This window comes from Polynucleobacter sp. JS-Mosq-20-D10 (genome assembly GCF_018687755.1).
Classification (GTDB): Bacteria; Pseudomonadota; Gammaproteobacteria; order Burkholderiales; family Burkholderiaceae; genus Polynucleobacter.
In genome coordinates this window covers 814,885-829,844 of sequence record NZ_CP061305.1, presented here as the reverse complement: position 1 = coordinate 829,844, position 14,960 = coordinate 814,885, and the positions used below count along the sequence as shown (strand labels likewise).

15 protein-coding genes are annotated in these 14,960 nt (G+C 45.4%); 2 read left to right on the top strand and 13 right to left on the bottom strand.

Features of this window, described 5'->3' with window-relative positions; all coding sequences use genetic code 11:
* The first annotated feature begins 45 nt into the window (after positions 1–45).
* Complete coding sequence (locus FD967_RS04235; protein WP_371819313.1) at positions 46–981, top strand: GNAT family N-acetyltransferase; 936 nt, start codon at positions 46–48, stop codon at positions 979–981.
* 3 nt (positions 982–984) lie between these two features.
* Here FD967_RS04235 and ppx read toward each other — a convergent pair whose 3' ends face one another.
* The gene (gene ppx / locus FD967_RS04230) at positions 985–2,496 is read right to left on the bottom strand and encodes an exopolyphosphatase (RefSeq protein ID WP_215327164.1); all 1,512 of its coding nucleotides are present in this window, start codon (positions 2,494–2,496) and stop codon (positions 985–987) included.
* A 125-nt stretch (positions 2,497–2,621) separates the two neighbouring features.
* Positions 2,622–2,834 (bottom strand): GDCCVxC domain-containing (seleno)protein, encoded by a 213-nt coding sequence (locus tag FD967_RS10810; RefSeq protein ID WP_305848866.1) that lies wholly within the window; start codon positions 2,832–2,834, stop codon positions 2,622–2,624.
* Between the two features lie 130 nt (positions 2,835–2,964).
* Between FD967_RS10810 and FD967_RS04225 the strand changes: the two genes are divergently transcribed.
* Complete coding sequence (locus FD967_RS04225; RefSeq protein ID WP_215326885.1) at positions 2,965–3,189, top strand: hypothetical protein; 225 nt, start codon at positions 2,965–2,967, stop codon at positions 3,187–3,189.
* Between the two features lie 15 nt (positions 3,190–3,204).
* Here FD967_RS04225 and phoR read toward each other — a convergent pair whose 3' ends face one another.
* The 11 genes from phoR to FD967_RS04170 all read right to left on the bottom strand — a co-directional run bounded on the left by phoR (position 3,205) and on the right by FD967_RS04170 (position 14,886).
* A complete protein-coding gene (gene phoR / locus FD967_RS04220) occupies positions 3,205–4,503 on the bottom strand; it encodes a phosphate regulon sensor histidine kinase PhoR (protein ID WP_215326884.1) in 1,299 nt (432 codons plus the stop codon).
* Positions 4,504–4,565: 62 nt separating this feature from the next.
* Positions 4,566–5,279, bottom strand: coding sequence for a phosphate regulon transcriptional regulator PhoB (phoB, locus tag FD967_RS04215; protein ID WP_215326883.1), 714 nt, complete (start codon positions 5,277–5,279; stop codon positions 4,566–4,568).
* Positions 5,280–5,300: 21 nt separating this feature from the next.
* A complete protein-coding gene (gene phoU / locus FD967_RS04210) occupies positions 5,301–6,008 on the bottom strand; it encodes a phosphate signaling complex protein PhoU (protein ID WP_215306659.1) in 708 nt (235 codons plus the stop codon).
* A 12-nt stretch (positions 6,009–6,020) separates the two neighbouring features.
* Positions 6,021–6,812: a phosphate ABC transporter ATP-binding protein PstB gene (gene pstB, locus FD967_RS04205; protein ID WP_215326882.1), complete on the bottom strand. Its 792-nt coding sequence runs from the start codon at positions 6,810–6,812 to the stop codon at positions 6,021–6,023.
* Between the two features lie 56 nt (positions 6,813–6,868).
* Positions 6,869–7,735, bottom strand: coding sequence for a phosphate ABC transporter permease PstA (gene pstA / locus FD967_RS04200; RefSeq protein ID WP_215326881.1), 867 nt, complete (start codon positions 7,733–7,735; stop codon positions 6,869–6,871).
* Entirely contained in the window at positions 7,732–8,721 is a 990-nt protein-coding gene (gene pstC / locus FD967_RS04195) for a phosphate ABC transporter permease subunit PstC (RefSeq protein WP_215326880.1), read from the bottom strand. The genes pstA and pstC overlap by 4 nt, the downstream gene beginning before the upstream one ends.
* 86 nt (positions 8,722–8,807) lie before the next feature.
* Entirely contained in the window at positions 8,808–9,830 is a 1,023-nt protein-coding gene (gene pstS / locus FD967_RS04190; RefSeq protein ID WP_215326879.1) for a phosphate ABC transporter substrate-binding protein PstS, read from the bottom strand.
* A gap of 115 nt (positions 9,831–9,945) precedes the next feature.
* Positions 9,946–11,289, bottom strand: a complete 1,344-nt coding sequence (glmM, locus tag FD967_RS04185) for a phosphoglucosamine mutase (protein WP_215326878.1) — start codon at positions 11,287–11,289, stop codon at positions 9,946–9,948.
* A gap of 40 nt (positions 11,290–11,329) precedes the next feature.
* Positions 11,330–12,202, bottom strand: a complete 873-nt coding sequence (gene folP, locus FD967_RS04180; RefSeq protein ID WP_371819312.1) for a dihydropteroate synthase — start codon at positions 12,200–12,202, stop codon at positions 11,330–11,332.
* A gap of 4 nt (positions 12,203–12,206) precedes the next feature.
* Positions 12,207–14,084: an ATP-dependent zinc metalloprotease FtsH gene (gene ftsH, locus FD967_RS04175; protein WP_215310012.1), complete on the bottom strand. Its 1,878-nt coding sequence runs from the start codon at positions 14,082–14,084 to the stop codon at positions 12,207–12,209.
* Between the two features lie 127 nt (positions 14,085–14,211).
* Complete coding sequence (locus FD967_RS04170; RefSeq protein ID WP_215326877.1) at positions 14,212–14,886, bottom strand: RlmE family RNA methyltransferase; 675 nt, start codon at positions 14,884–14,886, stop codon at positions 14,212–14,214.
* Positions 14,887–14,960: the final 74 nt, after the last annotated feature.

The following is a 14,960-nucleotide window of genomic DNA, read 5'->3' as shown; positions in this document are numbered from 1 at the left end:
TAATACCTCTTTTTTACTATTGATTATTAATACTTAAGGAAAACTATGTCTGACATTCCAAATCCTCTTGCTGCCTTTGATCTCTTTAATTCTCGCTTTGAAGTAAAGCCAAAGAAGATTAAAAAGAGCAAAACTGAAGCGATTAAAAAACTCTTTTCTAAAAAAATGGCGAAGAAGTTATTTGGTAAGAAATTTGCCACTAAAGCCAGAGCTGAGCTGAGGACTATAGAGCCAGTTGCCGAGAAAGCGATCGCCAAGCCAAAGCGCCCTGCATTTCAAATTACTTGGGCTAGTAACGCCAGTGAAATTAAAGAGGCACAGCGCCTGCGCTACAAGGTGTTTGCAGAAGAGATGGGGGCAAAGCTTCCAAGCAATCCAGAAAACCTCGATATTGACGAATTTGATTCCTATTGCGATCATTTGCTGATACGTGATCAAGAATCATTAAAGGTAGTCGGCACCTATCGCGTACTCCCTCCGCACAAAGCACTAGAGATTGGACGTCTCTACTCTGACTCAGAGTTTGATTTAAGCCGCTTGGATCACTTGCGCCCTAAATTAGTTGAGCTCGGTAGATCTTGCGTGCATGAAGACTTTCGTTCAGGCGCAGTCATCATGGCATTGTGGAGCGGCTTAGCGCAATACATGCAAAAACATGATTATGAAATCATGCTCGGTTGTGCCAGTATCCCTATGGGTGATGGTGGTCATTTTGCAGCCAGTCTATACAACTCACTAAGCAATGATCAGATGGCCCCAGTTGAAAATCATGCTTTCCCTCGCCTACCCTTGCCACTGGAGCGACTCAATGGCGGCTTAGACGTAGAGCCTCCACCCTTGATCAAAGGTTATTTGAAGTTGGGCGCTAAGATTTGTAGCGCACCCGCTTGGGATCCAGACTTCAATACAGCAGATGTATTGACCATGTTGCGTCTATCGGAAATCAATCCTCGCTACGCAAAGCACTTTTTAGGGCTGTAAAAATTACTTCAAGCTAATGCTATAAGGTCGGCCGATACGCTCCCATTCGGCCGCTTCTTTTTGAAGGCTAAACTCTGTTAATGGATGTTCTTTAGCCCAGTCTTTTGAGAGGGTAACCAGATAGTCTCCGTTGTGCTCCGAGACTTTCACCTTGGATAAATTGACATCACTGCGCCCACGGCAAAGTACCTGCGCAAGCCGCATGCAAAACAACATATGCCAATCAGAGAAAGAGGGATTATTTGCTAACTTCCCTAACTTGCCCGCGTGGCCAATGAGTAGGGCAGCTAATCTAGCTTGATCGTTTTTTGAGAAACCTGGCATATCCGCATTACCAGCAATGTATGCAGAATGTTTGTGATATCCGTTATGCGATATCGATAAGCCGATTTCATGAAGATTGGCGGCCCATTGTAATAAGGCGATGTTATCCGCTCGGCTCTCTTCATCTGGCTTGGGTAATTGCGCCAAAAACTCAGCGGCTAGATTGCTAACGCGCTTAGCCTGCTCACGATCTACGGCGTAGCGCTGCATGAATTGCTCAACTGTCACAAAGCGCATATCCTCATGCTGCGAGCGTCCTAACAAATCGTACAGAACGCCGATTCTCAAAGCGGCATCTGTAACCTCCATGGACTCAATACCGAGTTCATCAAATACAGCAATCATGATGGCAAGGCCACCAGGCCAAACTGAGCGCCGATCATCTTTAAGGCCCTGGAGCTCAACCTGATTGATGTGCTCATATTTGAGCAGATGCTTTTTCATGGCTCTTAAGCCATCGTGGGTAATCAAACCATCGGAGCCATCAATCTGGCCATTGAAGTTATTTTCCGCAATCAGTTCGGCTAAAGCACGTGCGGTTCCTGAAGAGCCGATAACTTGCTTCCAGCCAGACTTGAGATAGGCCTCGGAAATCACCTGAATTTCTCTTCTTGCCGCTAGCTCTGCCTCTTTAAAAGCATGAGAATCTATATTGCCCTTAGGGAAGAATGTCAGGCTATGAGAAACGCAGCCGATATATAAGCTTTCCATCAACTTGGGCTCATAACCTTTGCCAATAATCAGCTCGGTAGAGCCTCCACCAATATCGACCACCAAGCGATTGCCCTGTACTGCTGGTACTTCATGAGCGGCACCAATATAGATTAAGCGAGCTTCTTCTACGCCTGCAATAACTTCAATAGGAAAACCTAAGGCCTCCTCAGCTTCTTGGATAAAGTGAGGTGCATTTTTAGCTACTCGCAAGGTGTTAGTGGCAACAGCACGCACATTGGCAGGATCAAACCCCCGAATGCGCTCACCAAAGCGCCGAATTGCTGTAATACCCCGCTGATAAGCATCATTGCCCAATAATTTGTTATCAGTTAATCCAGCAGCCAAACGGACAGACTCACGCAGCGTATCAATCGGACGCAGCTGAGTGCCCGAGGGCGTCTTGACGACTTGGGCCACTAACATACGAAAGCTATTAGACCCAAGGTCGACTGCAGCGACGAGATCAGTAGCATTCATTAGGGATTTATTTTGTTGTAAGGCCACAGCATTTCCAATAGAAGCAGGTTTACTTGAATATGTCTATTTTATGAAACTCTGATGACATATTCGTGAAACGAGACCCTAGTCTACTGGGAAGTAGCTTAGGCGGCTAAGTTTTGCTCTGCACTAGAGCAATCTTGGCTTCCAAAGCTGCAAAAAATACAGCAATCTCCTGATCTCGGCTTCAAAATAGTGCTGCAACTTGGGCAGCGATATAGATGTTGAGAATAACCTTGCGGGATCTCTAGAGCTTCTTGTCCGAGGCAGTTAGGGCAGGTAATGGTGGTATGTAGTGAACTCACGGGGTTGATCATGAACTGCAACTATTACAAAATGAAGACAGTCAAAATATCAAGCGCCAAGCCCTACCCGATAGGAAAAAATAGTTTTGTCATATTACTTTGCTAGAGTGTGTCGGTTCTGATTACTTTTACCCGGATACCCATGAGCGAATATAAATATGAAGATGCTGTAAAACAGCTACAAGAGTCTGGTGCTATTGGTCTACAAGACTTTAAGAACCTATCCTATGATGACCTGAACGAGCTACTTGAAGAAATCAAGGTGTGGTGCCTGTATGCCAATGGTAAGTTAGATAAGTTACCTAAAGAGTCAAAGAAAAAGAAGGATAAGAAAGACAAAAAGGATAAGAAAGACAAAAAGGGCTAAGCAATAGAAGTGCTCTTAAACTGAAATACGCTCCTTAGGAAATCGAAGGGTAAAGGTGCTGCCCTGTCCGGGCGTACTATTAATGATGAGTTGAGCTTGATGGCGATTGGCAATATGTTTCACAATCGCCAATCCCAAGCCAGTGCCTCCAGTATCCCTAGATCGACTTCTATCCACGCGATAAAAGCGCTCAGTTAGCCTAGAGAGATGCTCAGATGCAATACCTGGCCCCGTATCAATAACTGAAAACTCACCTTCCCCGCGCTCATTGATACTCCATCGCACCTTAATTGAAGCAGCATCTGGTGTGTATCGAATAGCATTGGAGACTAAATTGCCAAAGGCAGAAAGAATCTCCCGCTCCTCTCCCATCAAATTATTTGCATTCGAGATCTCAAAGCTAAGGGTATGATGGCCTTGAGAAAGCGCCTCTGCATCATTCTTTAACAGTGCCATCAGAGTAGCGATACTCATTTCTTGTATTGGGGCGGGCAAAGTATTTGCCTCTAAATTAGCTAAGGTCAACAAGTCTTCCACCAAACTCTTCATTCGCTGAGCCTGAGACATCATCATTTCAAAATATTGACTTTGCTGGGATCTCTCGAGATCAAGCGACTGCATAGTCTCTAAAAAACCCATCAATACAGTAATTGGCGTTCTCATTTCATGCGAAACGTTTGCTACAAAATCACGTCGCATTGCATCAGCCCTCTGCAGATCGGTTACATCCTGCACAAGCAAGAGATGGCGCTGCTCGCCGAAGGGAAAAACTTGTAATAGCAAACTGAGGTTTGAACTTGGCCCCATGCGATCCAATAGCAATGGATCCTCAAACGCTCTCTTATTAAGATACTGGATAAATTCAGGTCTGCGGATGAGAAAATTGATTCTTTGTAGTGCATCACGCTTAAAGTTCAAACCAAAGAAGCGCTCAGCAATCGCATTACACCACTCAATATGATCTTCGCTATCTAGCATCACAATGCCATTAGGAGAAGCCTGAAAAGCCTCAATAAAACGATTGTGCTGTTTTTCGATAGATAGTATCTGTTGTTTAAGATTGCGGACTAAACGCTGAAGGCGAAAAAAGATTTCCTCCCAGTAGCCGCTTGGTAAAGGCATAGATTCGACCGAATCTGATAAGGTAAATTTTCTTAAACGAGCTAAATTGATATAGGAATAAATCAAAGGCACTGCAAGCACGGATATTGCCGCCGCAACCCCCCAAAAGGGGTCCAAGTTTGAGGATGCTATGTATGCGGCGAGAAAAGCCAAGCAAACAAGCATAGTAAAGCGAGTAATAACGGATAACATTCGACAATCTTAGAGCATCTGCTCCATTGGATCCAAAACTCTAGTTTAGAGCTTGCTTCTAGTTAGGTCTGGGTTGGCATCTTGGTAATTCGATAACCGCTTCCACGAACCGTCTCTATATAGCGATCACAGTCCGCAGGCGCTAAAGCCGCCCTTAACCTTTTAATATGAACGTCTACTGTCCGCTCCTCGATATAAACCTCATTTCCCCAGACCTTATCAAGCAAATTTGTCCGAGAATGCACCCTTTCAGGATTAGCCATCAAAAACTGCAAAAGGCGATATTCGGTAGGCCCCAGGGGAATGGATTGAGGATCCATATTAGGCCAAACAGCGGTCACACGATGAGAGAGTGGATCCATTCTTAATGGGCCCACCGCCAAAGGGCCAGAGTCTTCTATTGGGGTTTGGCGGCGCAAAAGCGCCTTGACACGTGCAACCAACTCTTTGGGAGAGAAAGGTTTAGTTACATAATCATCTGCGCCAGAATCTAAGCCAAGAACCTTATCTGACTCGTCACTCTTAGCAGTCAGCATCAGAATGGGCAAAGAGCGGGTGCGCTCATTGGATCTCAACTCTTTAGCAAATTGAACGCCTGATTTACCAGGGAGCATCCAGTCCAAGATTAAAAGAGAAGGTAACTGATCTCGCATCATATTCATAGCAAGATCAGTCTGGAGCGCCCTTTCAACCTCATAGCCTGCATGAGTAAGGTTGATTGCAATGAGCTCAGCAATCGAAGGCTCATCCTCAACAACTAATATTCGGTGAGTCATCTGGGATTCCGCTTTGATTGGTTACGGTTTATTAGCCTCGCGGACCAAATCCTCATGTGGGATGTGACGCACATCAGAGCCTTTGGCAATATAAATAACGAATTCGGCAATATTCTTTGCGTGATCACCAATACGTTCAATTGCCTTAGCAATAGTCAGCATGTCCAAACCTGTTGAAATCGTATGCGGGTCTTCCATCATGTATGAAATCAGCTTACGAACAAATCCTCTGAACTCTTCATCAATCTGACGATCTTCCTGCACTACTTCTGCAGCCGCAACGGTATCTAATCTTGCGAAAGCATCTAAGCTACGACGCAAAAGAGAAATTGCCATCTGTCCGGATAAACGAATTTCAGCAACATTAATATTGTGAGTAGCTCCAGCTTCAATTAAGCGCTTGGTTCTCTTGGCAACGCGTTCAGCTTCATCACCGGCACGCTCTAAATTGGTAATCGCTTTTGAAACAGCCATAACGAGACGGAGATCTCGTGCCGTAGGCTGACGACGGGCAATGAGTTCAGTACAAGCTAAGTCAATCTGGATCTCGAGATCATTTACGAGCTTTTCGTTCTGGATGACAACATTACAAGTATCAATATCCATTTGCGTGAAAGCACGCATCGCTGTGGAGATTTGGGATTCAACAAGACCACCCATCTCTAGCAAACGGCTAGAAAGTGAATTTAAATCTGCGTCAAATTGTGATGAAAGGTGTCTATCTGGCATATATTTCTCCAATTAACCAAAACGGCCGGTAATGTAATCTTCTGTTTCTTTACGCTTAGGCTTGATGAAGATTTCATCTGTTTTGCCATATTCAATGAGGCTTCCTAGGTACATATAGGCAGTGTAATCTGACACACGGGCAGCCTGCTGCATATTGTGAGTGACGATAGCAATCGTGTACTCATGCTTAAGTTCATTAATGAGCTCTTCAATCTTACCTGTAGAAATCGGATCCAAAGCAGAAGTTGGTTCATCCAGCAAAATCACAGACGGCTTAACTGCTACCCCGCGAGCAATGCACAAACGTTGTTGCTGACCACCAGATAAGGACAAGCCGCTTTGATTTAATTTATCTTTAGCTTCATTCCACAAAGCGGCCTTATTCAAGGCCCACTCAACTCGCTCATCCATCTCAGAGCGAGAAAGCTTTTCATAAAGACGCACACCAAAAGCAATATTTTCGTAGATAGACATGGGGAATGGCGTTGGCTTCTGAAACACCATACCAATTCGTGAGCGCAATAAATTAAGGTCCTGTCCAGGCTCTAAGATATTTTGGCCATAGAAGTTAATCTCACCTTCAGCGCGTTGACCAGGGTAAAGGTCATACATGCGGTTTAAAGTTCGGAGCAAAGTGGATTTGCCGCAACCTGAGGGGCCGATGAAGGCGGTCACTTTACCTTCCTCAATATCAAGATTAATATCCTTCAAGCCCTGGAAAGATCCGTAGAAGAAGTTAAGATTGCGCACTTCAAGCGCATTCTTAGCCATAGCTTGTGGGTTTTGATTTGTTGTTTCGTTCATCCCTGCCCCTTGACTATCGACGTGATTTAAGCCAAACATTGTTTTCATATTACTCATCATCCTTGAACCTTCTGGCGAAATACCACTCGAGCTAATATATTTAAGCCCAGCACAGCAAAAGTAATTAACAGCGCGCCGCCCCAAGCAAGATCAACCCAGTTGTCATAAGGACTCATCGCAAACTGGAAAATTACCACCGGCAAGTTCGCCATGGGGGCATTCATATTGGTAGAGAAGAACTGATTATTAAGCGCGGTAAATAGCAAGGGTGCTGTTTCACCACTGACACGAGCCAAGGCTAGCAAGATACCGGTTATTACACCACTTTGCGCCGCTCTTAAAGTAATCATAAATGCCACTTTCCACTTAGGTGTACCTAAAGCATAAGCGGCCTCTCGCAAACTACCAGGCACTAAACGCAACATATTCTCGGTGGTACGCACCACTACAGGAATAGCAATTAAGGCTAATGCAATCGTACCTGCCCAGCCCGAAAAGTGACGGACTTGAGCTACGAAGATGGCATACACAAATAAACCAATCACGATAGAAGGAGCTGAAAGCATGATGTCAGTAACAAAGCGGGTTACCGAAGCCACCTTACTTCTATCGCCATACTCAGAGAGATATAGCCCAGCCAACACGCCAATAGGCGTACTGATTAAGGTGCAACTAGCCACAATCATGAGGCTACCTACAATCGCATTAGCTAAACCACCGCCTTCAGATCCGGGAGCAGGCGTGCTATTGAGAAACACTCCTAAATTAATCGAAGAGAATCCTTTGATAAAAAGAATGCTCAAAATCCATAAAAGGAAAACCATCCCAAGCACCATAGCCGCAGTAGAAAGGACTAGGCCAATCTTATTAGCGCGCTTGCGTTTAGCAAAGATTGCAGGATTGATATTTGACAGACCTCTCATGTTTTCAGCCCCTGTTTTTTCTCCATACTTGCCAACATCCATTTGGCGATCGCTAAGACCATGAAGGTAATCATAAAGAGCGCAAGACCTAAGGCAAACAAAGAGGAGTAATGAGGTCCTAATTCAGCTTCACCAAACTCGTTTGCGAGCGTTGATGCAATTGAATTTCCTGGGGCAAATAGTGATGCAGATAAACGATGGGCATTGCCAATCACAAAGGTCACAGCCATCGTTTCGCCGAGTGCCCTACCTAATCCCAGCATGATCCCTCCAATGACACCTGCTTTGGTGTAAGGCAATACAACATTTTTAACCACTTCCCAAGTAGTACAGCCAATACCGTAGGCAGACTCTTTTAAAACTGGGGGAACAATTTCAAATACATCACGCATTACTGAGGCGATAAAAGGCAGGATCATCATCGCCAAAATGAGTCCAGCACAAAGAATGCCGATACCATTAAATGCGCCAGAAAATAGAATTCCAAAGCCTGGAATTTGACCCAGAGTGGCGGCTAATGCAGGCTGGATGTAATCAGCAAACAAAGGAGCAAAGATGAAGAGGCCAAACATACCGTAGATGATGGAAGGGACTGCAGCTAGTAATTCAACTGCTGTGCCTAATGGCCTACGCAAGGAGCTTGGACATAGCTCTGTTAAAAATACTGCAATACCAAAACTTAAAGGTACCGCAATCAGCAAGGCGATAAAAGAGGTAATCATAGTTCCATAGATTGCGATTAATCCACCAAACTCCCCATTAACAATATCCCACTCTTTGGTAAAGAAGAATCCAATACCAAATTTATCGAGTGCTGGCCAAGCGTTAATGATGAGTGAAATGATGATGCCGATCAGAACAATCAGAACTGATAATGCAAAAAATTGGGTAATTGCATGAAACAGAAAGTCTTGAATACGCTGTAACTTAGCAATACGAAGCGCCTGAGGCGTCGGAGCTGAGTGAGACTGGGTCGATTCAATCATAAATTACGCTTATTTAAATATTGAAACAGCTCCACTTTTGGTGGAGCTGTTATGCATAATGATTAAGAAATCTTAATCATTGAACCTTACTTAGTAACAACCTTTGCAAATACATTCTTACGGATGAAATCTGTTGTGACGTCAGGCATTGGCACGTAATCTAACTCTTCAGCCATCTTCTTGCCATCTTTGAATGCAAAGTCAAAGAACTTAATTACTTCAGCAGCGTTGGATTTATTTTCTGGATTCTTGTACAAGAGGATGAAAGATGCACCAGTGATTGGCCATGATTTAGCACCAGCAGCATTGGTAATGAATGTACCCATACCTGGAATCTTGGACCAATCTGTTCCAGCAGCTGCAGCAGCAAAGGTGATGTCATCAGGCTGAACAAATTGGCCATCTTTGTTCTTCATAGAAACGCTAATCATTTTATTTTTCTTGGCGTAGGCATACTCAACATAACCAATAGCGCCTTTAACACGCGATACGTTTGCAGCAACACCTTCGTTACCCTTACCGCCAACGGATGAGACAGCAGGCCATTTAACAGCAGCACCCTCACCTACAGCATCTTTCCAGTTCTGACTAACTTTTGCCAAGTAGTTTGTAAAAATCGCAGTAGTTCCTGAACCATCAGCACGATGAACTACAGTAATTGGCAAGTCAGGCATCTTCATACCTGGGTTATTCAACACAATACGCTTGTCATTCCAGTTAACAATGATGCCCTGAAAAATATCAGATAAGGTATCCGGCGATAACTTCAGCTCATATGGCTTTACGCCTTCTACGTTAATTACAGGCACTACTCCGCCAATGATGGCTGGGAACTGAACCATGCCATCTTTTTCTAATTCTTCAAACTTCACTGGATTGTCAGTTGCACCGAAATCAACAGTTTTTGCTTTGATTTGCTTAACACCACCGGAAGAACCAATAGATTGGTAGTTCAGGTTAGAGCCGGTTTTTGCTTTATAGGCTTCGGCCCATTTAGCGTAAATTGGGTATGGGAATGTTGCGCCAGCACCAGTCATATCCGCGGCAAAAGCAACTGGGGCCAATGAAATTGCGCTAATAACCAACGCTTTTTTCAAAAATGAGTTCATGTGGATCGTTCCTCAGATAAATTACGCAACATTGCGATATGAGGACGATACGATGTCAGTATGACTCTTTTGTGACAAGTGTTTTAATTAAAATTAATTCAATTAAATCAATTACTTATGATTTTGGTATTAGATCGGCGATGCTCTTAGCTGAGTTCATAGCTACATTGCCATCCTGAGCCTCAACCATGACCCGCAGGACGGGTTCTGTACCCGAAGCGCGGATAAGCACCCTACCCGTGCCTTTTAGATCGCTCTCCACCTGGCTAATCTTAGATTTGAGGGTGTTGTCAGCCTTCCAGTCATAGCCCGGCTTGAATTTAATATTGAGGAGCGCCTGGGGAAAGATTGTTACGGAGTCTAGGAGTTGGGCTAAGCCCTTCTTGGTCTGGCTCATCGCTGCCAGTACCTGCAGTGCAGCAATAGTGCCATCACCGGTTGAGTGCTGATCCAAACAAAGCAGATGACCTGAGCCTTCACCACCAATAATCCAACCTTTTTGTTTGAGTAACTCCAAGACATAACGGTCGCCTACGTTGGCGCGCTCAAATCCAATTCCTAAACCCTTAATCGCATTTTCCACGGCAAGGTTCGTCATCAAGGTGCCAACCACCCCTCCAATTGCATGGCCACGATCAATCCGGTCTTTGGCAAGAACGTATAGGAGCTCATCGCCATTAAATAATCGGCCAGAGGCATCGACCATTTGTAAGCGATCGGCATCACCATCCAAAGCAATGCCGAGATCTGCATTAGCTTCTTTAACCTTAGCAATTAATGCTGCAGGGGCTGTGGCGCCAAAGCCATCGTTAATATTGCGACCATCCGGACTCACGCCAATCGAAATGACCTCTGCGCCCAGCTCATGAAAAACATGAGGCGCGGTATGGTACGCAGCTCCATGAGCGCAATCTACAACCAACTTCATGCCCTTGAGGTTTAACTCACCGGGGAAAGTAGATTTACAGAATTCAATGTAGCGACCTGCAGCATCATCAATACGAAATGCTTTACCTAATTCTTTTGAGCTAACACAACCCATCGGTTTAGCGAGCTCGGCTTCAATAGCCAGCTCAAACTCATCGCTTAACTTACCGCCTTCTGCGGAAAAGAATTTAATACCGTTATCTTGATAAGCATTGTGTGAAGCGGAGATGACTACACCTGCAGATAAGCGCAATGCTTTAGTAAGGTAAGCAACCCCAGGAGTTGGCATTGGGCCGCACAACATCACATCGACACCTGCGGCAGCAAAGCCTGCCTCTAAAGCAGCTTCTAGTAGGTAACCTGAAACACGCGTATCTTTACCAATCAAAATCTTGCAGCGCTCTCCAGGCTTTGCTTGGTTACTCAGTACTTTGCCGGCCGCATAGCCAAGACGGGTAATAAACTCCGGAACAATCGGAAATTGCCCCACTTCACCGCGGATGCCATCGGTACCAAAGTATTGTTTTTTCATGGGCTTGATTATAAAACTTGTGGCTATTTGACTAAACAGATTATTCCTGAATAGCCTCCCAGAGCTTCAAGGAGTCGACTGTTTCCTGAACGTCATGGACGCGAATGATACGAGCCCCCCGATCGGCAGCCAGAATAGCGGCTGCCACACTAGGTGCTACACGGTCATTGGTATCGCGACCCGTTAATTTTCCCAACATAGATTTACGAGACATCCCCGCCAATACCGAGTAACCCAATTGCGAAAATTGATCAAAGTCGGCCAGCATCTTAAGGTTGTGTTCCAGACTTTTACCAAAGCCAAAACCAGGGTCAATGACGATGCGGTTTTGAGCAACACCCTTCTCTTGCAGTGACTTTGTGCGCTCTTGTAAAAACTGTTTCACTTCTGCGATGACGTCTTGATATTCAGGATCAAATTGCATAGTCTGTGGATCGCGCTGCATGTGCATTAGGATAAGGCCGCACTGTTTGCTTGGATTGCGCTGATCACTCTCAATAATAGCCTCTACCGCACCCTCTTGTCGCAATGCCCAAATGTCATTAACGAAATCAACTCCAGCCTTAAGAGCTTGACGCATAGTCTCGGCTTTGTATGTATCAATTGATAAAGCGACGCCACAATCTTTTAAAGCCTCTATCACTGGCAAGACGCGATCTAATTCTTCTTGCAGAGAGACGGGTTCAGCACCAGGGCGAGTCGACTCACCGCCGATATCAATTATGTCTGCACCATCAGCAATCATGCGCTCCGCTTGAGCAATAGCATCACTTGGAGTTCTGAACTTGCCACCATCCGAAAAGGAATCTGGCGTGGCATTGAGAATACCCATCACTAGTGGGCGCTGACGTTTGCTAAAGTCAAAAAGAAAACGCCCGCAACACCATGTTGCGGGCAGAGTTTGCTTGCTCACTTTGCTAAGCAGTGGCTGGAGCAGCCCCGGCAGCAGGACCAGGCGTACCAGCAGAGTTACCAAACTGGGTTGCTGGTGGTGGCTTCGGAGCGCGTGGTGGGCGACCTTCCATGATGTCGGTAATCTGCTCGGCATCAATAGTTTCCCATTCAAGCAAAGCAGTCACCATGGCTTCAACCTTGTCACGGTTTTGCTCGAGGATCGATCTTGCCAATGCGTACTGACTATCCACCAAGGCACGAATCTCTGCGTCCACCTTTTGCTGAGTTAACTCTGAAACCGTCTTCGAGCTATTACGCCCAAAAATACTTTCAGACTCGGTATCGACATAAACCATCGTACCCAAGCTATCACTCATGCCATAACGGGTGACCATGTCACGGGCCATTTTGGTGGCACGCTCAAAGTCATTTGAAGCGCCCGTACTCATCGAGTGTAAGAACACTTCCTCAGCAGCGCGGCCGCCAAACAAAATCGCTAACTCTTCCAACATGCGATCTTTGTACAAGTTCACACGATCAAACTCAGGCAGCTGCCATGTCACACCTAAAGCCATGCCGCGCGGCATGATAGTGACTTTATGGACTGGATCAGCCTTAGGCAATATTTTGGCAACTACAGCATGACCAGACTCGTGATACGCCGTGTTACGACGCTCTTCTTCACGCATTACTGCAGACTTGCGCTCAGGACCCATATAGATCTTGTCTTTTGCATCTTCAAAGTCTTTCATATCGACGGCACGCTTATTACGACGTGCTGCAAACAATGCAGACTCATTGACCAAGTTTGCTAAATCTGCGCCCGAGAATCCAGGGGTACCACGTGCCAATACGGCCGCATCCACATCTGGATCAATTGGAACTTTGCGCATATGCACTTGCAAAATTTGCTCACGACCACGAATGTCTGGCAAGCCAACATGCACTTGACGATCAAAACGTCCTGGACGCAACAAGGCCTTATCTAACACGTCGGAACGGTTAGTTGCAGCAACAACGATCACACCGCTATTACTTTCAAAACCATCCATCTCTACCAACATTTGGTTGAGAGTTTGTTCACGTTCATCATTACCGCCGCCCATACCAGCACCACGATGACGACCAACCGCATCGATCTCATCAATGAAGATGATGCAAGGAGAATTTTTCTTGGCGTTCTCAAACATGTCGCGCACACGAGAGGCGCCAACACCAACAAACATCTCCACAAAGTCTGATCCAGAGATGGAGAAGAAGGGAACCTTTGCTTCGCCTGCAATCGCACGCGCCAACAAGGTCTTACCGGTACCTGGAGGACCTACCAGTAATATGCCATGCGGAATACGACCACCGAGCTTTTGAAACTTTTGCGGATCCTTGAGGAAGTCCACAATCTCGAAGACTTCTTCTTTTGCTTCATCGCAACCAGCAACATCAGCAAAAGTAACCGTATTGCTGTTCTCATCAATCAAGCGCGCTTTGGATTTGCCGAAAGAGAATGCACCGCCCTTACCCCCACCCTGCATCTGACGCATCATGAAGAACCAGAAACCAATAATCAATAAAGTAGGTCCAAGGTAATACAAAGCAGAAACCAACATATTCGGCTCATCATCTGCTTTACCAGTGACCTGGACACCAAACTTCATCAGGTCGCCAACCATCCAGATATCTCCCGGGGAGATGATGGAATATTTGTTGCCGTCGTTTGGAGTCACTTGCAATGTGCGACCTTGCACATCCACTCGCTTGACTTTGCCTGCTTTGGCATCATCCATGAATTGAGAATACGTGACTTGATTCTGATCTTTAGGCTTGTCGAACTGTTTAAAAACAGTGAACAAGACCAAACCCACAATGAGCCACACACCGATTTTTTGCAACATATTGCTATTCAAAAGGAGACCTTTGCCGGATTAATCCGGGAGTTAAAGCGGATTGCTATACCTAAGTATTTGATTCTACTACTAGGCTTTTTCAATAGCGAAGAGCTAATTTATTTTATAAACCCCTTCTTTTGGGGGGTTATTTGGGTGCTTTAAGGTCTCGGCCGAGTAAAAAGATTTCTGAGGACTTGGCTCTAGAGGCTTTTGGCTTTCTGGAAGCCACTGATTTAAAGACCTTTTTAAAGGATTCCACGATCTGACTGTAGCCGCTACCGTTAAAGCACTTAATCAATAAAGCCCCATCAGACTTCAAGTGCTGAACTGAAAAATCCAAGGCAATTTCAGCCAAAAAGGCCATTCGGGCCGCATCCGCCACCCCCACTCCGGATAAATTAGGGGCCATATCAGACATCACAAAATCGACTTTTCCACCTGCATTTGCCGGTAAAAGTGCCTCCAGCGCCTTTAAACCCTCATCCTCGCGAAAATCCCCCTGAATAAAGGAAACGTCTGCAATATCCTCCATCGGCAGAATATCGATCGCAATAATGATTCCATCTGGCTTACCAGATTCAATATTGGGGTTATTTTTACCGAGCTCAGTCAGGCGATTGCGGGCGTACTGAGACCAGCTCCCAGGGGCGCTTCCGAGATCCACAATCGTCATACCTGCTTTGATGAGTCGATCCTGCTCATCTATTTCGCTCAGCTTATACACGGCTCGTGCGCGATAACCCTCTTTTTGAGCCATCTTCACGTACGGATCATTTAGGTGATCCTGTAACCAACTTTTATTAAATTTATTCTTTGCCACAACTTACCCACTTTCACTAATCATTTTCCTTGTTTATGCTCTACAAGGCAAAAGGAATCGACTGGAAACATCTT

Bases quoted from the DNA above. Each gene is read 5' to 3' on its own strand.
- FD967_RS04235 (WP_371819313.1), top strand. From the start codon at position 46: ATGTCTGACATTCCAAATCCTCTTGCTGCCTTTGATCTCTTTAATTCT.
- ppx (WP_215327164.1), bottom strand. From the start codon at position 2,496: ATGAATGCTACTGATCTCGTCGCTGCAGTCGACCTTGGGTCTAATAGC.
- FD967_RS10810 (WP_305848866.1), bottom strand. From the start codon at position 2,834: ATGATCAACCCCGTGAGTTCACTACATACCACCATTACCTGCCCTAAC.
- FD967_RS04225 (WP_215326885.1), top strand. From the start codon at position 2,965: ATGAGCGAATATAAATATGAAGATGCTGTAAAACAGCTACAAGAGTCT.
- phoR (WP_215326884.1), bottom strand. From the start codon at position 4,503: ATGTTATCCGTTATTACTCGCTTTACTATGCTTGTTTGCTTGGCTTTT.
- phoB (WP_215326883.1), bottom strand. From the start codon at position 5,279: ATGACTCACCGAATATTAGTTGTTGAGGATGAGCCTTCGATTGCTGAG.
- phoU (WP_215306659.1), bottom strand. From the start codon at position 6,008: ATGCCAGATAGACACCTTTCATCACAATTTGACGCAGATTTAAATTCA.
- pstB (WP_215326882.1), bottom strand. From the start codon at position 6,812: ATGAACGAAACAACAAATCAAAACCCACAAGCTATGGCTAAGAATGCG.
- pstA (WP_215326881.1), bottom strand. From the start codon at position 7,735: ATGAGAGGTCTGTCAAATATCAATCCTGCAATCTTTGCTAAACGCAAG.
- pstC (WP_215326880.1), bottom strand. From the start codon at position 8,721: ATGATTGAATCGACCCAGTCTCACTCAGCTCCGACGCCTCAGGCGCTT.
- pstS (WP_215326879.1), bottom strand. From the start codon at position 9,830: ATGAACTCATTTTTGAAAAAAGCGTTGGTTATTAGCGCAATTTCATTG.
- glmM (WP_215326878.1), bottom strand. From the start codon at position 11,289: ATGAAAAAACAATACTTTGGTACCGATGGCATCCGCGGTGAAGTGGGG.